16 protein-coding genes are annotated in these 16,417 nt (G+C 35.3%); 4 read left to right on the forward strand and 12 right to left on the reverse strand.

Annotation, left to right across the window (positions count from 1 at the left end):
- Positions 1 to 272: 272 nt before the first annotated feature.
- Complete coding sequence (locus AXY_RS06870; RefSeq protein WP_015010074.1) at positions 273 to 1,349, reverse strand: branched-chain amino acid aminotransferase; 1,077 nt, start codon at positions 1,347 to 1,349, stop codon at positions 273 to 275.
- Between the two features lie 223 nt (positions 1,350 to 1,572).
- Here AXY_RS06870 and AXY_RS06875 point away from each other — a divergent pair, with 223 nt between their 5' ends.
- Both AXY_RS06875 and msrA read left to right on the forward strand, forming a co-directional pair.
- Positions 1,573 to 2,490, forward strand: a complete 918-nt coding sequence (locus tag AXY_RS06875) for a LysR family transcriptional regulator (protein WP_015010075.1) — start codon at positions 1,573 to 1,575, stop codon at positions 2,488 to 2,490.
- A 16-nt stretch (positions 2,491 to 2,506) separates the two neighbouring features.
- The gene (gene msrA, locus AXY_RS06880) at positions 2,507 to 3,034 is read left to right on the forward strand and encodes a peptide-methionine (S)-S-oxide reductase MsrA (protein WP_015010076.1); all 528 of its coding nucleotides are present in this window, start codon (positions 2,507 to 2,509) and stop codon (positions 3,032 to 3,034) included.
- Positions 3,035 to 3,130: 96 nt separating this feature from the next.
- Here msrA and hisIE read toward each other — a convergent pair whose 3' ends face one another.
- From hisIE to AXY_RS06915, 7 genes are read right to left on the reverse strand one after another with little or no spacing between them, the layout of a single operon-like run.
- Positions 3,131 to 3,784: a bifunctional phosphoribosyl-AMP cyclohydrolase/phosphoribosyl-ATP diphosphatase HisIE gene (gene hisIE / locus AXY_RS06885; protein WP_015010077.1), complete on the reverse strand. Its 654-nt coding sequence runs from the start codon at positions 3,782 to 3,784 to the stop codon at positions 3,131 to 3,133.
- Positions 3,768 to 4,532, reverse strand: coding sequence for an imidazole glycerol phosphate synthase subunit HisF (hisF, locus tag AXY_RS06890; protein ID WP_015010078.1), 765 nt, complete (start codon positions 4,530 to 4,532; stop codon positions 3,768 to 3,770). Before hisF ends, hisIE begins: the two co-directional genes overlap by 17 nt.
- Positions 4,523 to 5,236: a 1-(5-phosphoribosyl)-5-[(5-phosphoribosylamino)methylideneamino]imidazole-4-carboxamide isomerase gene (hisA, locus tag AXY_RS06895; RefSeq protein WP_015010079.1), complete on the reverse strand. Its 714-nt coding sequence runs from the start codon at positions 5,234 to 5,236 to the stop codon at positions 4,523 to 4,525. Before hisA ends, hisF begins: the two co-directional genes overlap by 10 nt.
- A 39-nt stretch (positions 5,237 to 5,275) precedes the next feature.
- On the reverse strand, positions 5,276 to 5,866 hold the full coding sequence (gene hisB, locus AXY_RS06900) for an imidazoleglycerol-phosphate dehydratase HisB (protein WP_015010080.1): 591 nt from the start codon (positions 5,864 to 5,866) through the stop codon (positions 5,276 to 5,278).
- A gap of 13 nt (positions 5,867 to 5,879) precedes the next feature.
- Positions 5,880 to 7,166 (reverse strand): histidinol dehydrogenase, encoded by a 1,287-nt coding sequence (gene hisD / locus AXY_RS06905; RefSeq protein ID WP_015010081.1) that lies wholly within the window; start codon positions 7,164 to 7,166, stop codon positions 5,880 to 5,882.
- Positions 7,167 to 7,784, reverse strand: coding sequence for an ATP phosphoribosyltransferase (gene hisG / locus AXY_RS06910; protein ID WP_015010082.1), 618 nt, complete (start codon positions 7,782 to 7,784; stop codon positions 7,167 to 7,169). It abuts the gene before it with no gap.
- Entirely contained in the window at positions 7,781 to 8,887 is a 1,107-nt protein-coding gene (locus tag AXY_RS06915) for an ATP phosphoribosyltransferase regulatory subunit (protein WP_015010083.1), read from the reverse strand. The genes hisG and AXY_RS06915 overlap by 4 nt, the downstream gene beginning before the upstream one ends.
- Before the next feature lie 142 nt (positions 8,888 to 9,029).
- Between AXY_RS06915 and hisJ the strand changes: the two genes are divergently transcribed.
- A complete protein-coding gene (hisJ, locus tag AXY_RS06920) occupies positions 9,030 to 9,836 on the forward strand; it encodes a histidinol-phosphatase HisJ (protein ID WP_015010084.1) in 807 nt (268 codons plus the stop codon).
- Between the two features lie 83 nt (positions 9,837 to 9,919).
- Here hisJ and AXY_RS06925 read toward each other — a convergent pair whose 3' ends face one another.
- From AXY_RS06925 to AXY_RS06940, 4 genes are all read right to left on the reverse strand, one after another.
- Positions 9,920 to 10,387 (reverse strand): flavin reductase family protein, encoded by a 468-nt coding sequence (locus AXY_RS06925; protein WP_015010085.1) that lies wholly within the window; start codon positions 10,385 to 10,387, stop codon positions 9,920 to 9,922.
- 112 nt (positions 10,388 to 10,499) lie between these two features.
- Positions 10,500 to 12,950 carry a DNA topoisomerase IV subunit A gene (gene parC, locus AXY_RS06930; RefSeq protein ID WP_015010086.1) on the reverse strand — a complete coding sequence of 817 codons (2,451 nt, stop codon included), beginning with the start codon at positions 12,948 to 12,950 and terminating at the stop codon, positions 10,500 to 10,502.
- Positions 12,951 to 12,969: 19 nt separating this feature from the next.
- A complete protein-coding gene (parE, locus tag AXY_RS06935) occupies positions 12,970 to 14,922 on the reverse strand; it encodes a DNA topoisomerase IV subunit B (RefSeq protein WP_015010087.1) in 1,953 nt (650 codons plus the stop codon).
- 174 nt (positions 14,923 to 15,096) lie between these two features.
- On the reverse strand, positions 15,097 to 15,510 hold the full coding sequence (locus AXY_RS06940; RefSeq protein WP_015010088.1) for a CoA-binding protein: 414 nt from the start codon (positions 15,508 to 15,510) through the stop codon (positions 15,097 to 15,099).
- Positions 15,511 to 15,775: 265 nt separating this feature from the next.
- On the opposite strand from AXY_RS06940, the gene plsY reads away from it, so the two are divergent.
- Positions 15,776 to 16,363 carry a glycerol-3-phosphate 1-O-acyltransferase PlsY gene (gene plsY, locus AXY_RS06945; protein ID WP_015010089.1) on the forward strand — a complete coding sequence of 196 codons (588 nt, stop codon included), beginning with the start codon at positions 15,776 to 15,778 and terminating at the stop codon, positions 16,361 to 16,363.
- Positions 16,364 to 16,417 lie beyond the last annotated feature (54 nt).

Raw genomic sequence — 16,417 nt, forward strand, 5'->3', positions numbered from 1 at the left:
TGGTACCACCATCATTGATAAGGCAAAATCTTATCCACTTCTTTTCTGATAACGCTCAAGATAAGCGGTTAGCGCTTGCTAACAATTCAGAAGATAGGTTTCAATAAGAGTGGTCGATTCGGTATGTTTCAGCCCATGCATGCCGATCTCTTTATCGCATCATTATTTACTTGATCTTCATCATCATTGTTTAAACTATTAGATTGTCTTAATTATCTATAAGCAAAATTCATCTGTCAAGTAATTAGTCAGAATAGTCTGCACTTTACTTATCAAACATCAATTTTATTAATCCAATTAAATGGATCAGGTAATTCGCCATATTGAATGCCTGTTAATGTGTCGTAAAGCTTTCTAGCAGTCTCACCTGTTTTACCATTATTTATAACTAATTTGTTATCTTCACAAACTAGCTCACCAATTGGTGAGATCACAGCTGCTGTTCCTGCACCAAAGGCTTCTTCAAGTCTGCCTTCTTTATGTGCTGTAATAACTTCGTCAATTGAAATTTTTCTTTCTGTGACTGGCTCATTCCAATGTTTCAATAATTGAATAACAGATTTTCTCGTCACACCAGGTAATATACTCCCATTTAATTCCGGAGTGATCACTTCTCCATCTATTTTAAAGAATACATTCATGCTACCTACTTCTTCAATATATTTCCTTTCTAATGCGTCTAGCCAAAGCACCTGCGTATAGCCTTTAGCAGCAGACTTCTGTTGCGCGATTAAGCTACCGGCATAGTTTCCTGCTGTTTTAACTTCTCCAGTACCGCCTTTGATGGCTCGGATATATTCAGTTTCCACAGCAATTTTGACTGGATTTATACCTTCCTTATAATATGCACCAACAGGTGATAAGATGATAATGAATTTATACTGTTTAGCTGGAGCAACACCTAAATATGGTTCTGTTGCGATAATAAATGGACGAATGTATAGTGAAGTCCCTTCTTGTTTAGGAATCCAATCTTTTTCAATTCGAACTAATTCCTTTATCGCTGCAAGGGCTAAGTCCGGATCAATTTGTGGTATACACATTCTTTCGTTAGACCGATTTAGACGAGCAATATTTTCTTCTGGTCGAAAAAGTTGAATTTCTCCATCTTTAGTAGCATAGGCTTTTAGTCCTTCAAATACTGTTTGACCATAGTGGAAGATCATCGAAGCAGGATCTAATGTCAACGGTTGATGCGGAATAATCTTCCCATCATACCAACCCTTCTGATGATGGTACTCCATTACAAACATATGATCTGTGAAATATCGACCAAATGCTAGATCTTTTCCATATGGTTTTGTTTTTTTAGTCATCACTTCTGAAAATGTAAAATTATACTGGCTCATGCCCTTCCCTCAATTCATAATTATATTAATGATTTTTCTATTTAACATCTATTCTATTACTTTTTGTGTATAAATGACAAGTCTTTTTTCTTGAAAATTCTAAAAATATAAAAAATTTAGTTTAAATGGATTGTGAAATCTATTAAACATCGCTATAATATAATGAAATATCAATCGAAAAAAAATATATAGAGATCATCATTGGGTTAAGAGGGGGATACATGTGGAACTAAGACAATTAAAATATTTCATCGAAGTAGCTGAGCGAGAGCACATGTCAGAGGCTGCTGAATATTTAAATGTTGCCCAGTCTGCAATCAGTCGACAAATTACGAATTTAGAAAAGGAGCTTGGTGTTCAATTATTTGAACGTAAAGGCAGAAATGTGAAACTGTTACCAATCGGTAAAGTGTTCCTAAACCATGTGAAAGAAGCAATTAGTACAATTGAGTATGCTAAATTACAAATGGATGAATATATTAATCCAGAACGCGGGACGATTAAAATTGGTTTCCCAACTAGTTTAGCAAACAGTGTATTACCGCAACTTCTATCTGAATTTAAACAGGCTTATCCTAATATAAAAATCCAATTACAACAAGGGACTTATCATGAATTAATCGATATTATAAAGGAGCGAGAACTGAATATCGCAATACTGGGACCCGTTGTTCTTGATGATCCTTTAATTAGTGGAGAGCCACTTTTCTATGAAAAAATGGTTCTACTGCTCCCACAGCATCATCGTTTAGCCAAGCGGAAGAGTCTCTATTTAAATGAGCTCAAAGAAGAAGACTTCGTTCTATTCCCTAAAGGTTCTATATTTGAAAAATTAGTCTCTGATGCATGCTATTCAGTTGGCTTCGAACCTAAAGTAGCTGCTGAGGCTGAGGATTTAGATGCTATTAAAGGGATGGTAGCAGCAGGTATGGGCTTAACGATTTTACCTGAGAGCGCGATCGGAAATACTGATTCAAAATTTACAACAATTATTCCAATTAGTTTTCCAGATTTAAAGCGTAGTATTGGACTTATTAGATCAAAACATCGTAAACTAGCTCCATCTGAATATGTTTTCTATCAGTTTACGGTTGATTATTTTAAAAACAGACTTTCAGATTTAGATAATCATTTAGCATAAAATTGAGGTGTTCTGATTGTTAAAGAAAGAAATTGCAACATTTGCAGGTGGTTGCTTTTGGTGTATGGTGAAACCATTTGACCAATGGGACGGTGTTATTTCAGTCATATCCGGTTACACAGGCGGGCACGTGGAAAATCCAACTTATGAACAAGTTAAAACCGGGGCAACTGGTCATTATGAGGCTGTTCAGATCACATATGATCCAGAAATAATCTCATATTCGAAAATTTTGTCACTCTATTGGCCACAAATAGATCCAACAGATGCTGGTGGACAGTTCCATGATCGTGGTCCACAATATCGAACAGCGATATTTTATCATAACGAGGAGCAAAGGCAGCTCGCGATTGAATCAAAACGACAAATTGAAGCTAGTGGTCGGTTTAGCCAGCCAATTGTGACTGAAATATTACCGAGCGCAACATTTTATCCAGCAGAATCCTATCACCAGGATTTTTATAAGAAAAATAAAACTGAATACGAAAAAGATCGTGCATTATCGGGTCGTGACCAGTTTATTAAAGCAAATTGGCAAGCATAGCATAAAAAAATAACTCCCTCACTCATTTTTAATAGTCTGGGAGTTATTTTTTAATAATCTCTATCTAGTTTACATAATATTATTATCGTAAACAAACTACCATTTTTCAATATTTGCTCTTTCACCTTTATTATTGCCTTTTTTTCCAAATCGGCGTGTCAATTCTTTTTTAATATCAACGATGGTTACATTTTGCTGCTCCATCATTACAAACGTGTGATATAGTAAATCACTTACTTCTAGTATTAATTCTTTTTGATCATTATTTTTTGCAGCGATAACGACTTCCCCTGCTTCTTCAATAATTTTCTTACCAATTTTGTCTACGCCCTTATCAAATAAGTAATTAGTATAAGAACCAGCAACTCGTGTTTGCTTTCTTTCCTTAATTTCTACTAATAGCTGATCGATAATGTCTTCATCATAATCTAACTCATTATCATTTGCTTTAACATCTTTATAGAAGCAAGTAGGTTCACCAGTATGGCAGGCTGGTCCATTTGGAATTACCTCAATCAGTAATGTGTCTTGGTCACAATCAAGTTTAATCGAGATAACTTCTTGCGTATTTCCTGATGTCGCCCCTTTATTCCAGAGTGACTGTCTTGAACGTGAATAAAACCATGTCTGATTTGTTTCAAGTGTTTTCTGATAAGATTCTTCATTCATATACGCTAACATCAACACAGCTTTTGTGCGACTATCAATGACAATGGCTGGGACTAATCCTTTACTAAAGTCCGGCTTCACGAATCATCACCTCACTTGCTTTACATAAGCGTTTTACATCAGCTACTGTATAGGTCTCTTCATGGAAAATTGATGCCGCAAGTCCAGCTGAAGCATTTGTTTGCTTAAATACCTCAACAAAGTCATCAGGTGAGCCAACACCACCTGATGCAATAACAGGGATTGCAACTGCGTTAGCAATTGCTTTCGTCAGTTCAATATCATATCCTGATTTGACACCGTCACGATCCATACTCGTTAGTAATATTTCCCCTGCTCCTCTTTGTTCAACTTCCTGCGCCCATTTGATTGCATCAATCCCAGTATCATTTTTCCCACCTTTAGTCATAACTGTCCAATTGTTTTGCTGCTTCTTAGCATCAATCGCTATTACGATGCGAGTAGATGTGTATTTTTCAAATGCTTGATTAATAAGATTTGGATTATTTACAGCAGCTGAACCGATACTAACTTTATCTGCACCAGCATTTAATACAGCATCAATATCTGTTAAAGATTTAATCCCACCGCCAACAATTAAAGGGATTGAGATGACTTGCTTAATCTCTTTAACGAGATCAAGCCTTGTTTGTCTGTTTTCATCTGTCGCAGAAATGTCCAGGAGAACCAGTTCATCAGCTCCAGCATCTGAATATTTCTTAGCCATTTCGATTGGATTTCCTAGCTGTCTTAAATCAATAAATTGTGTACCTTTAACAACAAAACCGTCTTTCATATCTAAACAAGGAATAATCCGTTTTATGTCCATAGTTGTCTCGCACCTTTTAATGTGATTTTCTCTTGGTAAATGGCTTTTCCAACGATTGCCTCTTCAATTCCAAGATTCGCAACTGCAATTAAATCATCATATTGACTTATTCCACCAGATGCAACGATCTTACAATTGACTGCTTGATTTAATTTATCTAACTGATCTAAGTTTGGCCCAGACATCGTGCCATCTTTAGAAATATCAGTAAATACAATTGTTTTTACACCAAGTGATTCAATCTTTTTGGCAAATTCAATATAGTCAATTGAAGAAACTGTCTCCCAACCGTGCGTTGCTACTTTCTCATTTTTCGCATCAATACCTACGACAATCTGATCTGGATACTTTTTAACGGCTTCTTTTAAAAAGGCTAAATTCTCTAAAGCAGCTGTTCCAATAACAAGACGGCTCGCACCAGCTTCAATTAGTTGCTCCACCGTTTCAATTGATCGAATTCCTCCGCCAATTTGAATGGGTACTGTCGCTCTTTCACATAATTGCTTGATAAGTTCGTATTGTCTTTTTGTTTGGTCACGTGCACCATCTAAATCAACAATATGAACAATTTCAGCACCATCATTAATAAATCGGTCTAACTGATTAAACGGATCATCTGCAACTTTTTCCGTCTGATTAAAATCGCCTTGATAGAGTCGTACACACTTTCCATTTAACAAATCAATCGCTGGAATTACGATCATATTAACACCTCATCAACTGTAAATTATTATCTTTTCTAGTTAATTTTCTATTACTCCCTTGGTCGAATTGACCCCTTTAATTTCTGGATTAATTGTTATCGCTTCACCTAACGCACGACCAAGTGCTTTAAATATCGCTTCAATTTTGTGGTGTGTATTAACGCCATACAATACACGGGCATGTAACGTGATACCAGCATGGGTTGAAAATGATTGTAAAAATTCCCGTACAAGTTCTGTATCAAATGTGCCCACTTTTTGAGTTAAATCATCCACATCATAAACTAAATATGGACGACCACTAATATCAAGTGACACAAAGCCTAATGCATCATCCATTGGAACATATGCAGTCCCATAACGATTAATTTGTTGTTTGTCACCTAGTGCCTCTTTAATTAATTGTCCAATAACAATTCCAACATCTTCTACCGTATGGTGACTATCTACTTCTAGATCACCGTTTGCTTTGACAATTAAACCAAAGCGACCGTGTCTAGCAAATAACGTTAGCATATGGTCGAAAAAACCAACACCCGTATTAATCTCTACTCGTTCAGGATTATCTAGATTAACTGTTATATTAACTTCTGTCTCAAAAGTCTTTCGTTGTTTTGTAGCTTCTCTCATTGTTATCCCCATTTCAACTTTCGTTATTTAACCGTTTTGATACCGCTCGAGCATGACCTGATAATTGTTCCTCTTCAGCAATTTGAATGACATCATCTGCTGCTTTCTTTAGTGCCTTCTCTGTGTAGTATAAGAATGTTGTTGATTTAACAAAATCAGCAACAGATAAACCAGAAGAAAATTTAGCCGTTCCTGATGTCGGTAAAACGTGGTTCGGTCCAGCATAGTAGTCACCTAATGATTCTGGTGTATAGTGTCCTAAAAAGACAGAACCAGCATGTTTAACATAGCCTAAATAGCTTAAAGAATCATCTAACTGAATTTCTAAGTGTTCAGGTGCTATTAAATTTGAAATTCTAAAGGCTTCCTCGATACTATCAACTTTAATTAGACCACCATAATTTCTAATTGCCTCACTAGCAATATCAACTCTAGGTAAGACAGATAATTGTTTTTCAAGCTCAACTTCTACTTGTTTAATTAATTGATCTGAAGTAGTAATTAAAAATGCTCGTGCTAGTGTATCGTGTTCAGCTTGTGCGATTAAGTCAGCTGCTACATATACAGGATTTGCTGAATCGTCCGCAATAATAGCTACTTCAGAAGGACCAGCGATCATATCAATTCCAACATCACCATAGACAAGTGCCTTTGCAGCCGCAACATATGCATTACCTGGTCCAACAATTTTATCGACTGGCTCGATCGTTTCAGTTCCATACGCTAAAGCTGCAACAGCTTGAATTCCACCTATTTTATAAATTTTCGTTACACCACATATATCAGCAGCTACAGATAAGATCGGTTCTATCTGTTCACCACTTCTTGCAGGTGTAACCATCACAACCTCTTTTACGCCTGCAATGATTGCAGGAATGGCATTCATAAATACTGATGATGGATAACACGCTGTACCACCAGGAACATATATACCGACTTTATCAATTGGTGTATAAATTTGACCTGAAATAATATCTGGCTCTGTTTGCATAAACTTTGATTCTCTTATTTGCTTTGCGTGAAAAGCCTTAATATTTTCAGCAGCTCGTTTTAACGCATCAATCGTTTTTGGACTAATTTGTTCCCAAGCAGCTTTACGTTCCGCTTCCGACACGAGATAATTATCAGGTACACGTCCGTCAAACTTTTCAACATATTTGTCTAATGCTTTATCACCATCCTGTTGAATCGCAGCAATCACTTCTTTGGCAACTTGATAGGCTTGGTCTGATTGTAAACTCGTTTTCTTTTGCTTACTTAAAAACTCTTCAAACTCTTTCGCTTGATATATGGTTACCATTTAAAGCTCCTCCTTTTGATTTAACACATTTATAACAGGCCGCAGTTGCGCTCGTTTTATTTTTAATGCGGACCGATTAGCAATAAGTCGAGCACTAAACTTCATAAACTCCTGATCAACAACTAAGCCATTTTCCTTTAATGTTGTCCCTGTCTCAACAATATCAACAATACCATCAGCTAAATTTAAAATTGGCGCGAGTTCTACAGATCCCTCAAGCTTTATAATATCAACTGATTCGCCTTTTTCTTTAAAATAAGCTTTAGTGATATTCGTAAATTTACTCGCAATTGTTTTTTTACCTTCCGGCCATTCTTTGCCTTTTTCTTTAGCAAGTGCCATTCGACACTGACCAAATGGTAAAGGAAACAAGTCATAAACATCCGGTTGAAATTCAGCTAAAATGTCACCACCAACAACACCTAAATCAGCAATGCCGTATTGAACATATGTCGTGACATCAACACCTTTGGCAAAGATAAATTCAAATTGATCCGTTTCGACTCTAAGCTTTCTCCCTTTTTCTGTTAATGGTTCAATATCAAAGCCTAAAGCTTCAAAAAAGGCTAAAAATTGAGCTTCCAATCTTCCTTTAGTTAAGGCTATTACTGGTTTCATAGTGACACCTCATCTATTAAATTAATAATCTTATCATACTGTTCGTCAGTCGGATAATTATAAAGAATATCAATCTGCGCGTTAGGAAATTTCGCTCTCATCCGTTCTGCTTTAACATGTGTTTGAGGTGATGCTACAATACATATTTGTTCTTGCTGAACATTTGGATTAATTATTTTTGATAATACATCAACGTAAAACGCTAATCCAACAGCAGATATATTACGGTCAAATTGATTATATAAGCGATCGTATCTACCTCCTGAGAAGCATATATCACCATTTTGCTTTAAATATCCACTAAACATCGTACCGCTATAATAACGAAGTTTTCTTACACTCCCGAGATCAACAATTACATCTTCGACTCCTAATTCTTTTAATGATGTCATTAATTGATCTAAGTGGTTAATAATTTCGACAAGATCATCTGTACCATTCCACTTTTGACGATACTTTTCTAAAATATCGTCGCCACCATATGCTTGAATCAGGTCAACAAGTTCATAAGCAATTGCTTTATTTCCACGCTCAGATACAATGCTAAATACAACATCCTCTTGTTTATCATCCATCGCAATCCGTAATTTTTCTTCTTCACTTTGGCTTAATGATAAAGGTTTTATCAGGTAATCAAATATACCAGTATGACCAAGTTCAATTAAGTAATCATTAATTTTTAATTCATTTAACACATCAATTGCTGTAAAGAGTGTCTCCATTTCACCAAGTAAAACATCTGTTCTAATGATTTCTATCCCAGCCTGTTGACTCTCAATCCCATTTTCATCTTTATGAAAGACAGATCCTTGATAAAACCATTTCGTTTTCTTCGGATTTTTAGTCATTAATGCTCGTGCTATTGCAATTGTCCAATCAGCACGTAAAACTTCAATTTCACCATCGCTATCAAACCATTTTAATAATTTATTTGCTTCCATACCGACAGTTGGATTAGTAAAGGTTTGTGCGTATTCAACGACTGGCGTTTCAATTGCCAAGTAATTACGGCGCTTGACTACCTTCCTGAATATTTCATTTACCTTTGCTTGTGCATCCAGTTTTTCTCCGATTTGATCTTGACTACCCTCTGGTAAAAACATGTGCTCACTCCGTTCTTTATCACTTTACTACGATAAAGTAATAAAGTCTTTTGATTTACTTTACAACTAACTTTAATATTTGTCAATAGTTTCTTTTAATTTCATTGCGTTCATTATATGATGGTTTTAAGGAGGAATATTTATGAATATTATTGGTGACTATCATGTACATACTCCATTTTGTCCGCACGGCTCAAATGATAAATGGGAGAATTACATAAATAAAGCAATTGAAGCGGGATTAAAGGAAATTAGTTTTACAGAGCATGCTCCATTACCGAGGAATTTTATTGATCCGGTTCCAGAACAAGATAGTTCAATGAGTTATAGCAATCTCGATCAGTATTTTAAAGTTGGTCAACAGTTAAAAGTAGCATATAAAAATGAGATAAAAGTAAATATTGGATTCGAAGTTGATTATATTGAAGGTTATGAAAAAGAAATTACGGAATTTTTAAATGATTATGGTGAAATGATAGATGATGCGATTTTATCAGTGCATATGTTAAAACATAATGATGAATATTTCTGTTTGGATTTTAGCGATGAGGAGTTTGGTAGACTAGTTAAACGATTCGGTTCCATTGAAGCGGTTTATAGGGCTTATTATCAAACGGTGAAATTAGCAGTTAAGTCAGATTTAGGCCAGTATAAGCCCACTCGAATTGGGCATTTAAGTTTAGTGGAAAAATTTAAAAAAACATATCCAACGTCTTTCAATGATCATGATTTAATAGATGAAATATTGTTATTGATTAAGCAAAAGGGTTACACGCTAGATTTAAACACAGCTGGACTATACAAACCATTATGCCAATCAATTTATCCTAATACGCAAATTGTTAAGAAAGCGATTCAGTTAGGTATACGATTAATTCCTGGTTCAGATAGTCATGAATCATCAACAATTGCAAGAGGTTTTGGAAATATTAAGCATTTCTTTATATAAATATAAAGTGATTTGAACGATAATCTTTCCAACATAAAATAAACGGTTGTACTTACATTCAAGTGAATACAACCGTTTATTAATTAATTTAATTCTCGATACTCTCCATTATAATAAATCAATGGGTCGCCTTCTTTGGTGACAATTTTTTTCACTTTCGCTATGTATACAGTATGATCCCCTGCGACAACTTCAGACTCTTTCTCACATACTAATTGAACTAACGCGTCTGGTAAAACTGGGGTATTATCGACCCAGTCAAATTCAACTGGTTGATCTGATTTGATCTGATTTGCAAAAATCATAGAATACTTTTCTTGATCTTCTCCAAGAACACTAACACCGAATTGATCATTTTCGTTTAATTGAGTGATCATCGATGATTGATTTCTGATTGAAATTGCAATTAAATATGGATCTAACGATATAGACATAAATGCATTAACTGTAATTCCTTTAACTTCTTCGGTTTTCTGATCTAATGTACTTACAACTGTTATTCCTGTTGCAAATCGTCCCATAGCCTTACGGAATAACTTTGAATCAATCATTTATAAAACTCCTTGTCTATTTAATATAATTACTAGAAAGCATAGCATGACAGAAATAAATTGAAAAACAAACTGCTTATCTAGTCTAGGTAAGCAGTTTGTAATAGATAAACTAATTTTCGAGCTTAAATGGTGTTTGATATGTTACCTTTTTCCAAGCTTGTGTAACCTCTCCTACTTCATCAGTATCGAGAATAAATGAGCCGTTACTGTATCGATCACTAATACTTAGTTCCATTGGATGAACAGTTTGTAAAACACCATTTTCAGTTAAGACATTTACTTCATCTTCAGGTCGAACTTCGATAAAACCAACAACACGATGAGGCTTGCCTTTTAATTCCCTAAGCATAACTTGACCTCTATTCGTTCGTGAACCTTGTTCAAATTCAGTTACTTTCATTCGTTTCATTGCACCTCTTTGTGTTACAAGTGTAAAGTGAGTATCAACCGCCTCACCTTCTAACACAAGGCCACTAACGACATATTCATCTTTTTTAAGATTAATTGACTTCACTCCAGCAGCACGTTGGCCAACCGGTGTAACTTCAGCTTCATTGTAGCGTAAGCCAAACCCTCGATTTGAAACAACAAATAAATCTTGTAAACCATTAGACAGTGCAACATGAATCAATTGATCATTCTCTCTTAAGTTTAGTGCAACTAGTGGTCTAAAATGACGCTGGGCCTCATATAAACTCAATTCACTACGTTTAACCATGCCTTCACGCGTGAAGAAGACTAAATATTGACCAGTTGTAAAATCGCGAATCGGAATCGCATTAACTACTTTTTCGCCCTTTTCAAGATTTGCTAAGCTAGATAAATGTTGAGCGAGATCTTTCCAACGAATATCAGGTAATTGATGAACCGGTGCAAAGATATATCTACCTTGATTAGTAAAGATCAATAAATCATCCGTTGTGTTCATCTCATAAAGACCAACTAAATAATCGCCTTCTTTGATTTCAAGATCTTCCTCATTCGAGGCCGCATATGATCGTAAACTAGTTCGCTTAACATAGCCATCTCTCGTAACCGATACTAAAACATCTTCGCTTGCAACAGTTACTTCAAGGTTTATCTTTAATTCTTCTACTTTTGCTTCTACAGAAGTAAGACGAGGTGTTGGGAAATCTTTTTTGATTTGCTGTAAATCCTTTTTGATTACAGAAGCTAACTTAAACTCATCGTTAATTATTTCGCTTAATTGTTCAATTGTATTCTTTAATTCAACCGATTCTTTTTCTAATTGGGTTACATCAGTATTTGTTAAACGATAAAGTTGTAAATTAACGATTGACTCCGCTTGAGCTTCTGTAAAACCAAACTGCTGCTTAATTCTTGATTTAGCATCAGCTTTATTTTTACTAGCACGAATAACCTTGATAAGCTCATCTAGGATTGAAATAGCTTTAATTAATCCTTCAACAATGTGAGCACGTTCTTTGGCTTTCTTTAAATCAAATTTCGATCTTCTAAGAATAACTTCCTTTTGATGCTCAAGATAAGCTTCTAATAACGGAATTAAACCAAGCTGTTTTGGTGCTCTATCTTGGATTGCAACCATGTTAAAGTGATATGAAACCTGTAATTCCGTATTCTTATATAGATAATTTAAGACACCAGTACTATCTGCATCCTTTTTTAATTCAATAACGATTCTCATTCCTGTTCGGTCAGTTTCATCACGGATCTCAGCAATACCTTCTACTTTTCGATCCAAACGTAATTCGTCAATTTTCTTAACTAAGTTTGCTTTATTAACTTCATATGGGATCTCTTCAATGACAATTCGCTTCCTGCCACTGCGCATTTCTTCAATTTCTGCTCGACCTCGTAAGTATATTTTCCCTTTACCTGTTCGATATGCTTCTAGAAGTCCATCCTTACCTTGAATGATCCCACCAGTAGGGAAGTCCGGTCCTTTAACGACGTTCATTAATTCTTCAACAGTGACATCAGGTTTGTCGATCAATTTAATGACTGCATCGATCACTTCAGTTAAATTATGTGGTGGTATATCTGTTGCATAACCTGCTGATATACCAGTTGAACCATTGACGAGTAAATTTGGAAAGCGCGCCGGTAAAATGACTGGCTCTTCTAAAGAATCATCAAAGTTCGGAATATAATCAACAGTATCTTTATTAATATCTCTCAATAGCTGACCAGCAATTGCTGATAATCTTGCTTCAGTATAACGCATCGCTGCAGGAGGATCACCATCAATACTTCCGTTGTTACCATGCATTTCAATTAGTGGATTACGCATTTTCCAATCTGCACTTAATCGAACCATCGCATCATATACAGAGCTATCACCATGTGGATGATAATTACCAATAACATTCCCAACAGTTTTAGCTGATTTACGGAAATTTTGATCGTGTGTATTTTTATCTTTATACATCGCATATAATATCCGTCTTTGTACTGGTTTTAGACCATCTCTAGCATCCGGTAAAGCACGATCTTGAATAATATATTTACTGTATCGTCCGAATCGATCACCAATGACTTCTTCTAAAGACAAATCTAAATAATTTCTTGTTACTGACAAAATGTTTCCTCCTCAAAAATCAACTATGGATATTTTCATTATCAATAATATTTGTTTCTTCATCGAGACCAAATTCAACATTTGACTCTATCCATTTACGTCTTGGCGCTACTTTATTCCCCATTAATGTTGTTACACGTCTTTCTGTACGCGCAACATCATCGATTGTAACTCTAATTAGCGTTCTCGTTTCTGGATTCATAGTCGTATCCCATAATTGATCAGCATTCATTTCTCCTAAACCTTTATATCTTTGTAAAGTATATCCTGAACCAATGTTATTAGTAATTCGTCTAAGTTCTTCTTCGTTCCATGCATAGTGAATTTCTTCTTTCTTCCCTTTACCCTTAGAGATTTTATACAAAGGTGGTAAGGCAATATACACTTTACCTGCTTCAACAAGCTCACGCATATAGCGATAGAAGAATGTTAATAAAAGCACTTGAATATGGGCACCATCAGTGTCGGCATCCGTCATAATGATAATTTTGTCATATTGTACGTCTTCTAAATTAAAATCTCCTGCTACTCCTGCACCAATTGTATGAATGATTGTAGCAATTTCCTCATTTTTTAAGATATCTTCTACTTTTGCTTTTTCCGTATTAATTACTTTACCTCGTAATGGCAAAATGGCTTGGAACTTACGATCTCGGCCTTGCTTAGCTGAACCGCCTGCTGAATCACCCTCGACTAAATATAATTCATTACGATCTGGCCTTCTGGATTGAGCAGGTGTAAGTTTACCGCTTAATAAAGAAGAACGTCGCTTCCGATTCTTGCCTGATCGTGCATCTTCTCTAGCTTTTCTTGCTAATTCCCTCGCTTCTCGCGCTTGAAGTGCCTTTTTAATTAATACCACAGCTTTATTAGCGTTTTCCTCAAGGAAATACGCTAAATGCTCAGAAACAACTGCATCAACAGCAGAACGTGCTTCTGAAGTACCTAATCTTGCTTTCGTTTGCCCTTCAAACTGTAAGCTTTCCTCTGGAATTCGAACTGATACGACTGCAGTTAAGCCTTCGCGGATGTCGTTTCCTTCTAAGTTTTTGTCTTTTTCTTTTAGTAAATTATTTTTCCTTGCATAGTCATTAAATACTCGAGTTATCGCTGCTTTTGCTCCAACCTCATGAGTACCGCCATCTTTAGTTCGCACATTGTTAACGAACGATAGCATATTTTCAGCATAACCATCATTAAATTGAAAGGCAAAATCAACCTCAATATTTTGTTGCTTTCCTTCAAAATAGACGACCGAATGAAGGCTGTCTTTTTCCTCATTTAAATATTCAATAAATGATTTTAATCCTTCTGGATATTGAAAAGTCTCTTTATTTTGAGTACGCTCATCATTAAGTTCTATTTGAATACCTTTTAATAAAAAGGCAGATTCTCGTAGCCGTTCTGCTAATATTTCATATTGAAAACTAGTTGTCGAAAAAATTGACGCATCAGGCTTAAATTGAATAGTAGTTCCTGTCTTTTTAGTTGTACCAATTTGCGTCAATGGACTAGCTACTTGTCCACCATTAATAAACTTTTGTTGAACGATTTTCCCATCTCGCTGAATGGTTACAATAAGTTCTTCTGATAACGCATTCACGACAGAAGCTCCAACGCCATGAAGCCCTCCAGCAGTTTTGTAACCACCCTCACTAAACTTACCACCAGCATGAAGTACGGTTAAAATAACTTCCGGCGTTGATTTCCCAGACTGGTGCATACCAATCGGCATCCCTCTTCCTTCATCAGAAATAGAAATGCGATTATCTTTATGAATGGTGACTGTAATTTTATTTCCGAAACCAGCTAACGCTTCGTCAACAGCATTATCGACAATTTCAAAAACAAGATGGTGTAATCCTCTTGCATCTGTTGAACCGATATACATTCCTGGTCTTTTTCTAACGGCTTCTAAACCTTCTAATACTTGAATTGAATCATCTGTATACAATGTTTCTCTACTACTCAAAACTCATCTTCTCCTTCTACAAACATCTATACCAAAACGTGCTCTGGTTCCACACTCATTCTGTATCAACTGAAATAATATATCATAACAGAACTTTTCACCGCTTGCACTATTTAAGCAGCTTAACTAAATAGAAATAGATTCTACTTAGTTAAGCCGTTAAATAAACGGCATTTATTTGTTAACGTTTAAATATTCAACATATATACAGCGATCCATTACGATACTAAAATCATCTTTATAAGTTTCATAAACCGATTCATCAACAATCCCTTTTTGAGCCCAGAATACTTTAGGGTTAATTTCTTTCGCTTCTTTTGCAATTCCTGCGAGAAACTCAGAACGTCTAAAAATATTGACAATATCAACTGGCACTGGGATTTCTGCTAAGCTAGTATATGCCTTCTCTCCTAATACTTCATCGACTTTAGGATTAACAGGGATGATCTTGAAACCGAAATCTTGCATATATTTACTAATTTTATAAGATGTCCGTTCTTCGTTATCTGATAATCCGACTACAGCAATTGTTTTTGTATTATTAAATATCTCTTTTAGTTTATTAGGATTAGGGTAATATGGTTTCAATTATATATCCTCCTTATAAATGATCAGTCTATCTATTAGTTTACGATTAAATAGCTGATTTGGTCAAATCAAAATTGAATAAGTACAAATCAATTCGATGATAATCTAAACTTAATTTACTAATTATTAGCTGACAAATTTTTATAGAAGCGTTAAATTGTAGTTCATAATCTGTATCGTTAATTGACAAACTGTTTCACAATTGGTTAAATCATGTTAGAATAATGACATTCTAATGTTGCTAAATGAAAAGAGGTAATTTACTATGTGGCCTTATGTACTATTAATTATTCTATCCTATCTGATTGGCTCGATTCCATCAGCGCTAATCGTAGGAAAATTATTCTATCAAACAGATATACGTGAACATGGAAGTGGAAATCTTGGAGGAACAAATACATTTCGCGTATTAGGGAAAAAAGCAGGGTTTATTGTTACTCTTGCTGATATATTAAAAGGAACGCTTGCTGTCACGTTACCAATTATTTTAGGCTTTCCTGAAATCAATCCGTTAATAGTCGGAGTATTTGCTGTAATTGGGCATATGTATCCAATATTCGCTAATTTCAGAGGTGGAAAAGCAGTTGCTACTTCTGGTGGTCTAATACTTGGGATTAATCCTCTTGTATTTTTAATTGTGCTATTGAGCTTTTTTGTTATGTTAATGATTAGCAAATATGTTTCGTTATCATCAATGTCTGCTGGAGTAATTGGTGTGTTAACGACAATTATTTTAAAGGAATATGAGCTCTTAATTGTTGCTTCTATACTTACCGTATTTATCTTTTATCGACATCGCGCAAATATTAAACGAATCATTAATAAAACAGAGCCGAAAGTCCCTTGGCCATAAGCTAAGACGCTGAATCCATTTATCCGATAAACAAATCAATTGAATCGTGAATAA

The sequence above is a fragment of the Amphibacillus xylanus NBRC 15112 genome (assembly GCF_000307165.1).
Taxonomy (GTDB): domain Bacteria; phylum Bacillota; class Bacilli; order Bacillales; family Amphibacillaceae; genus Amphibacillus; species Amphibacillus xylanus.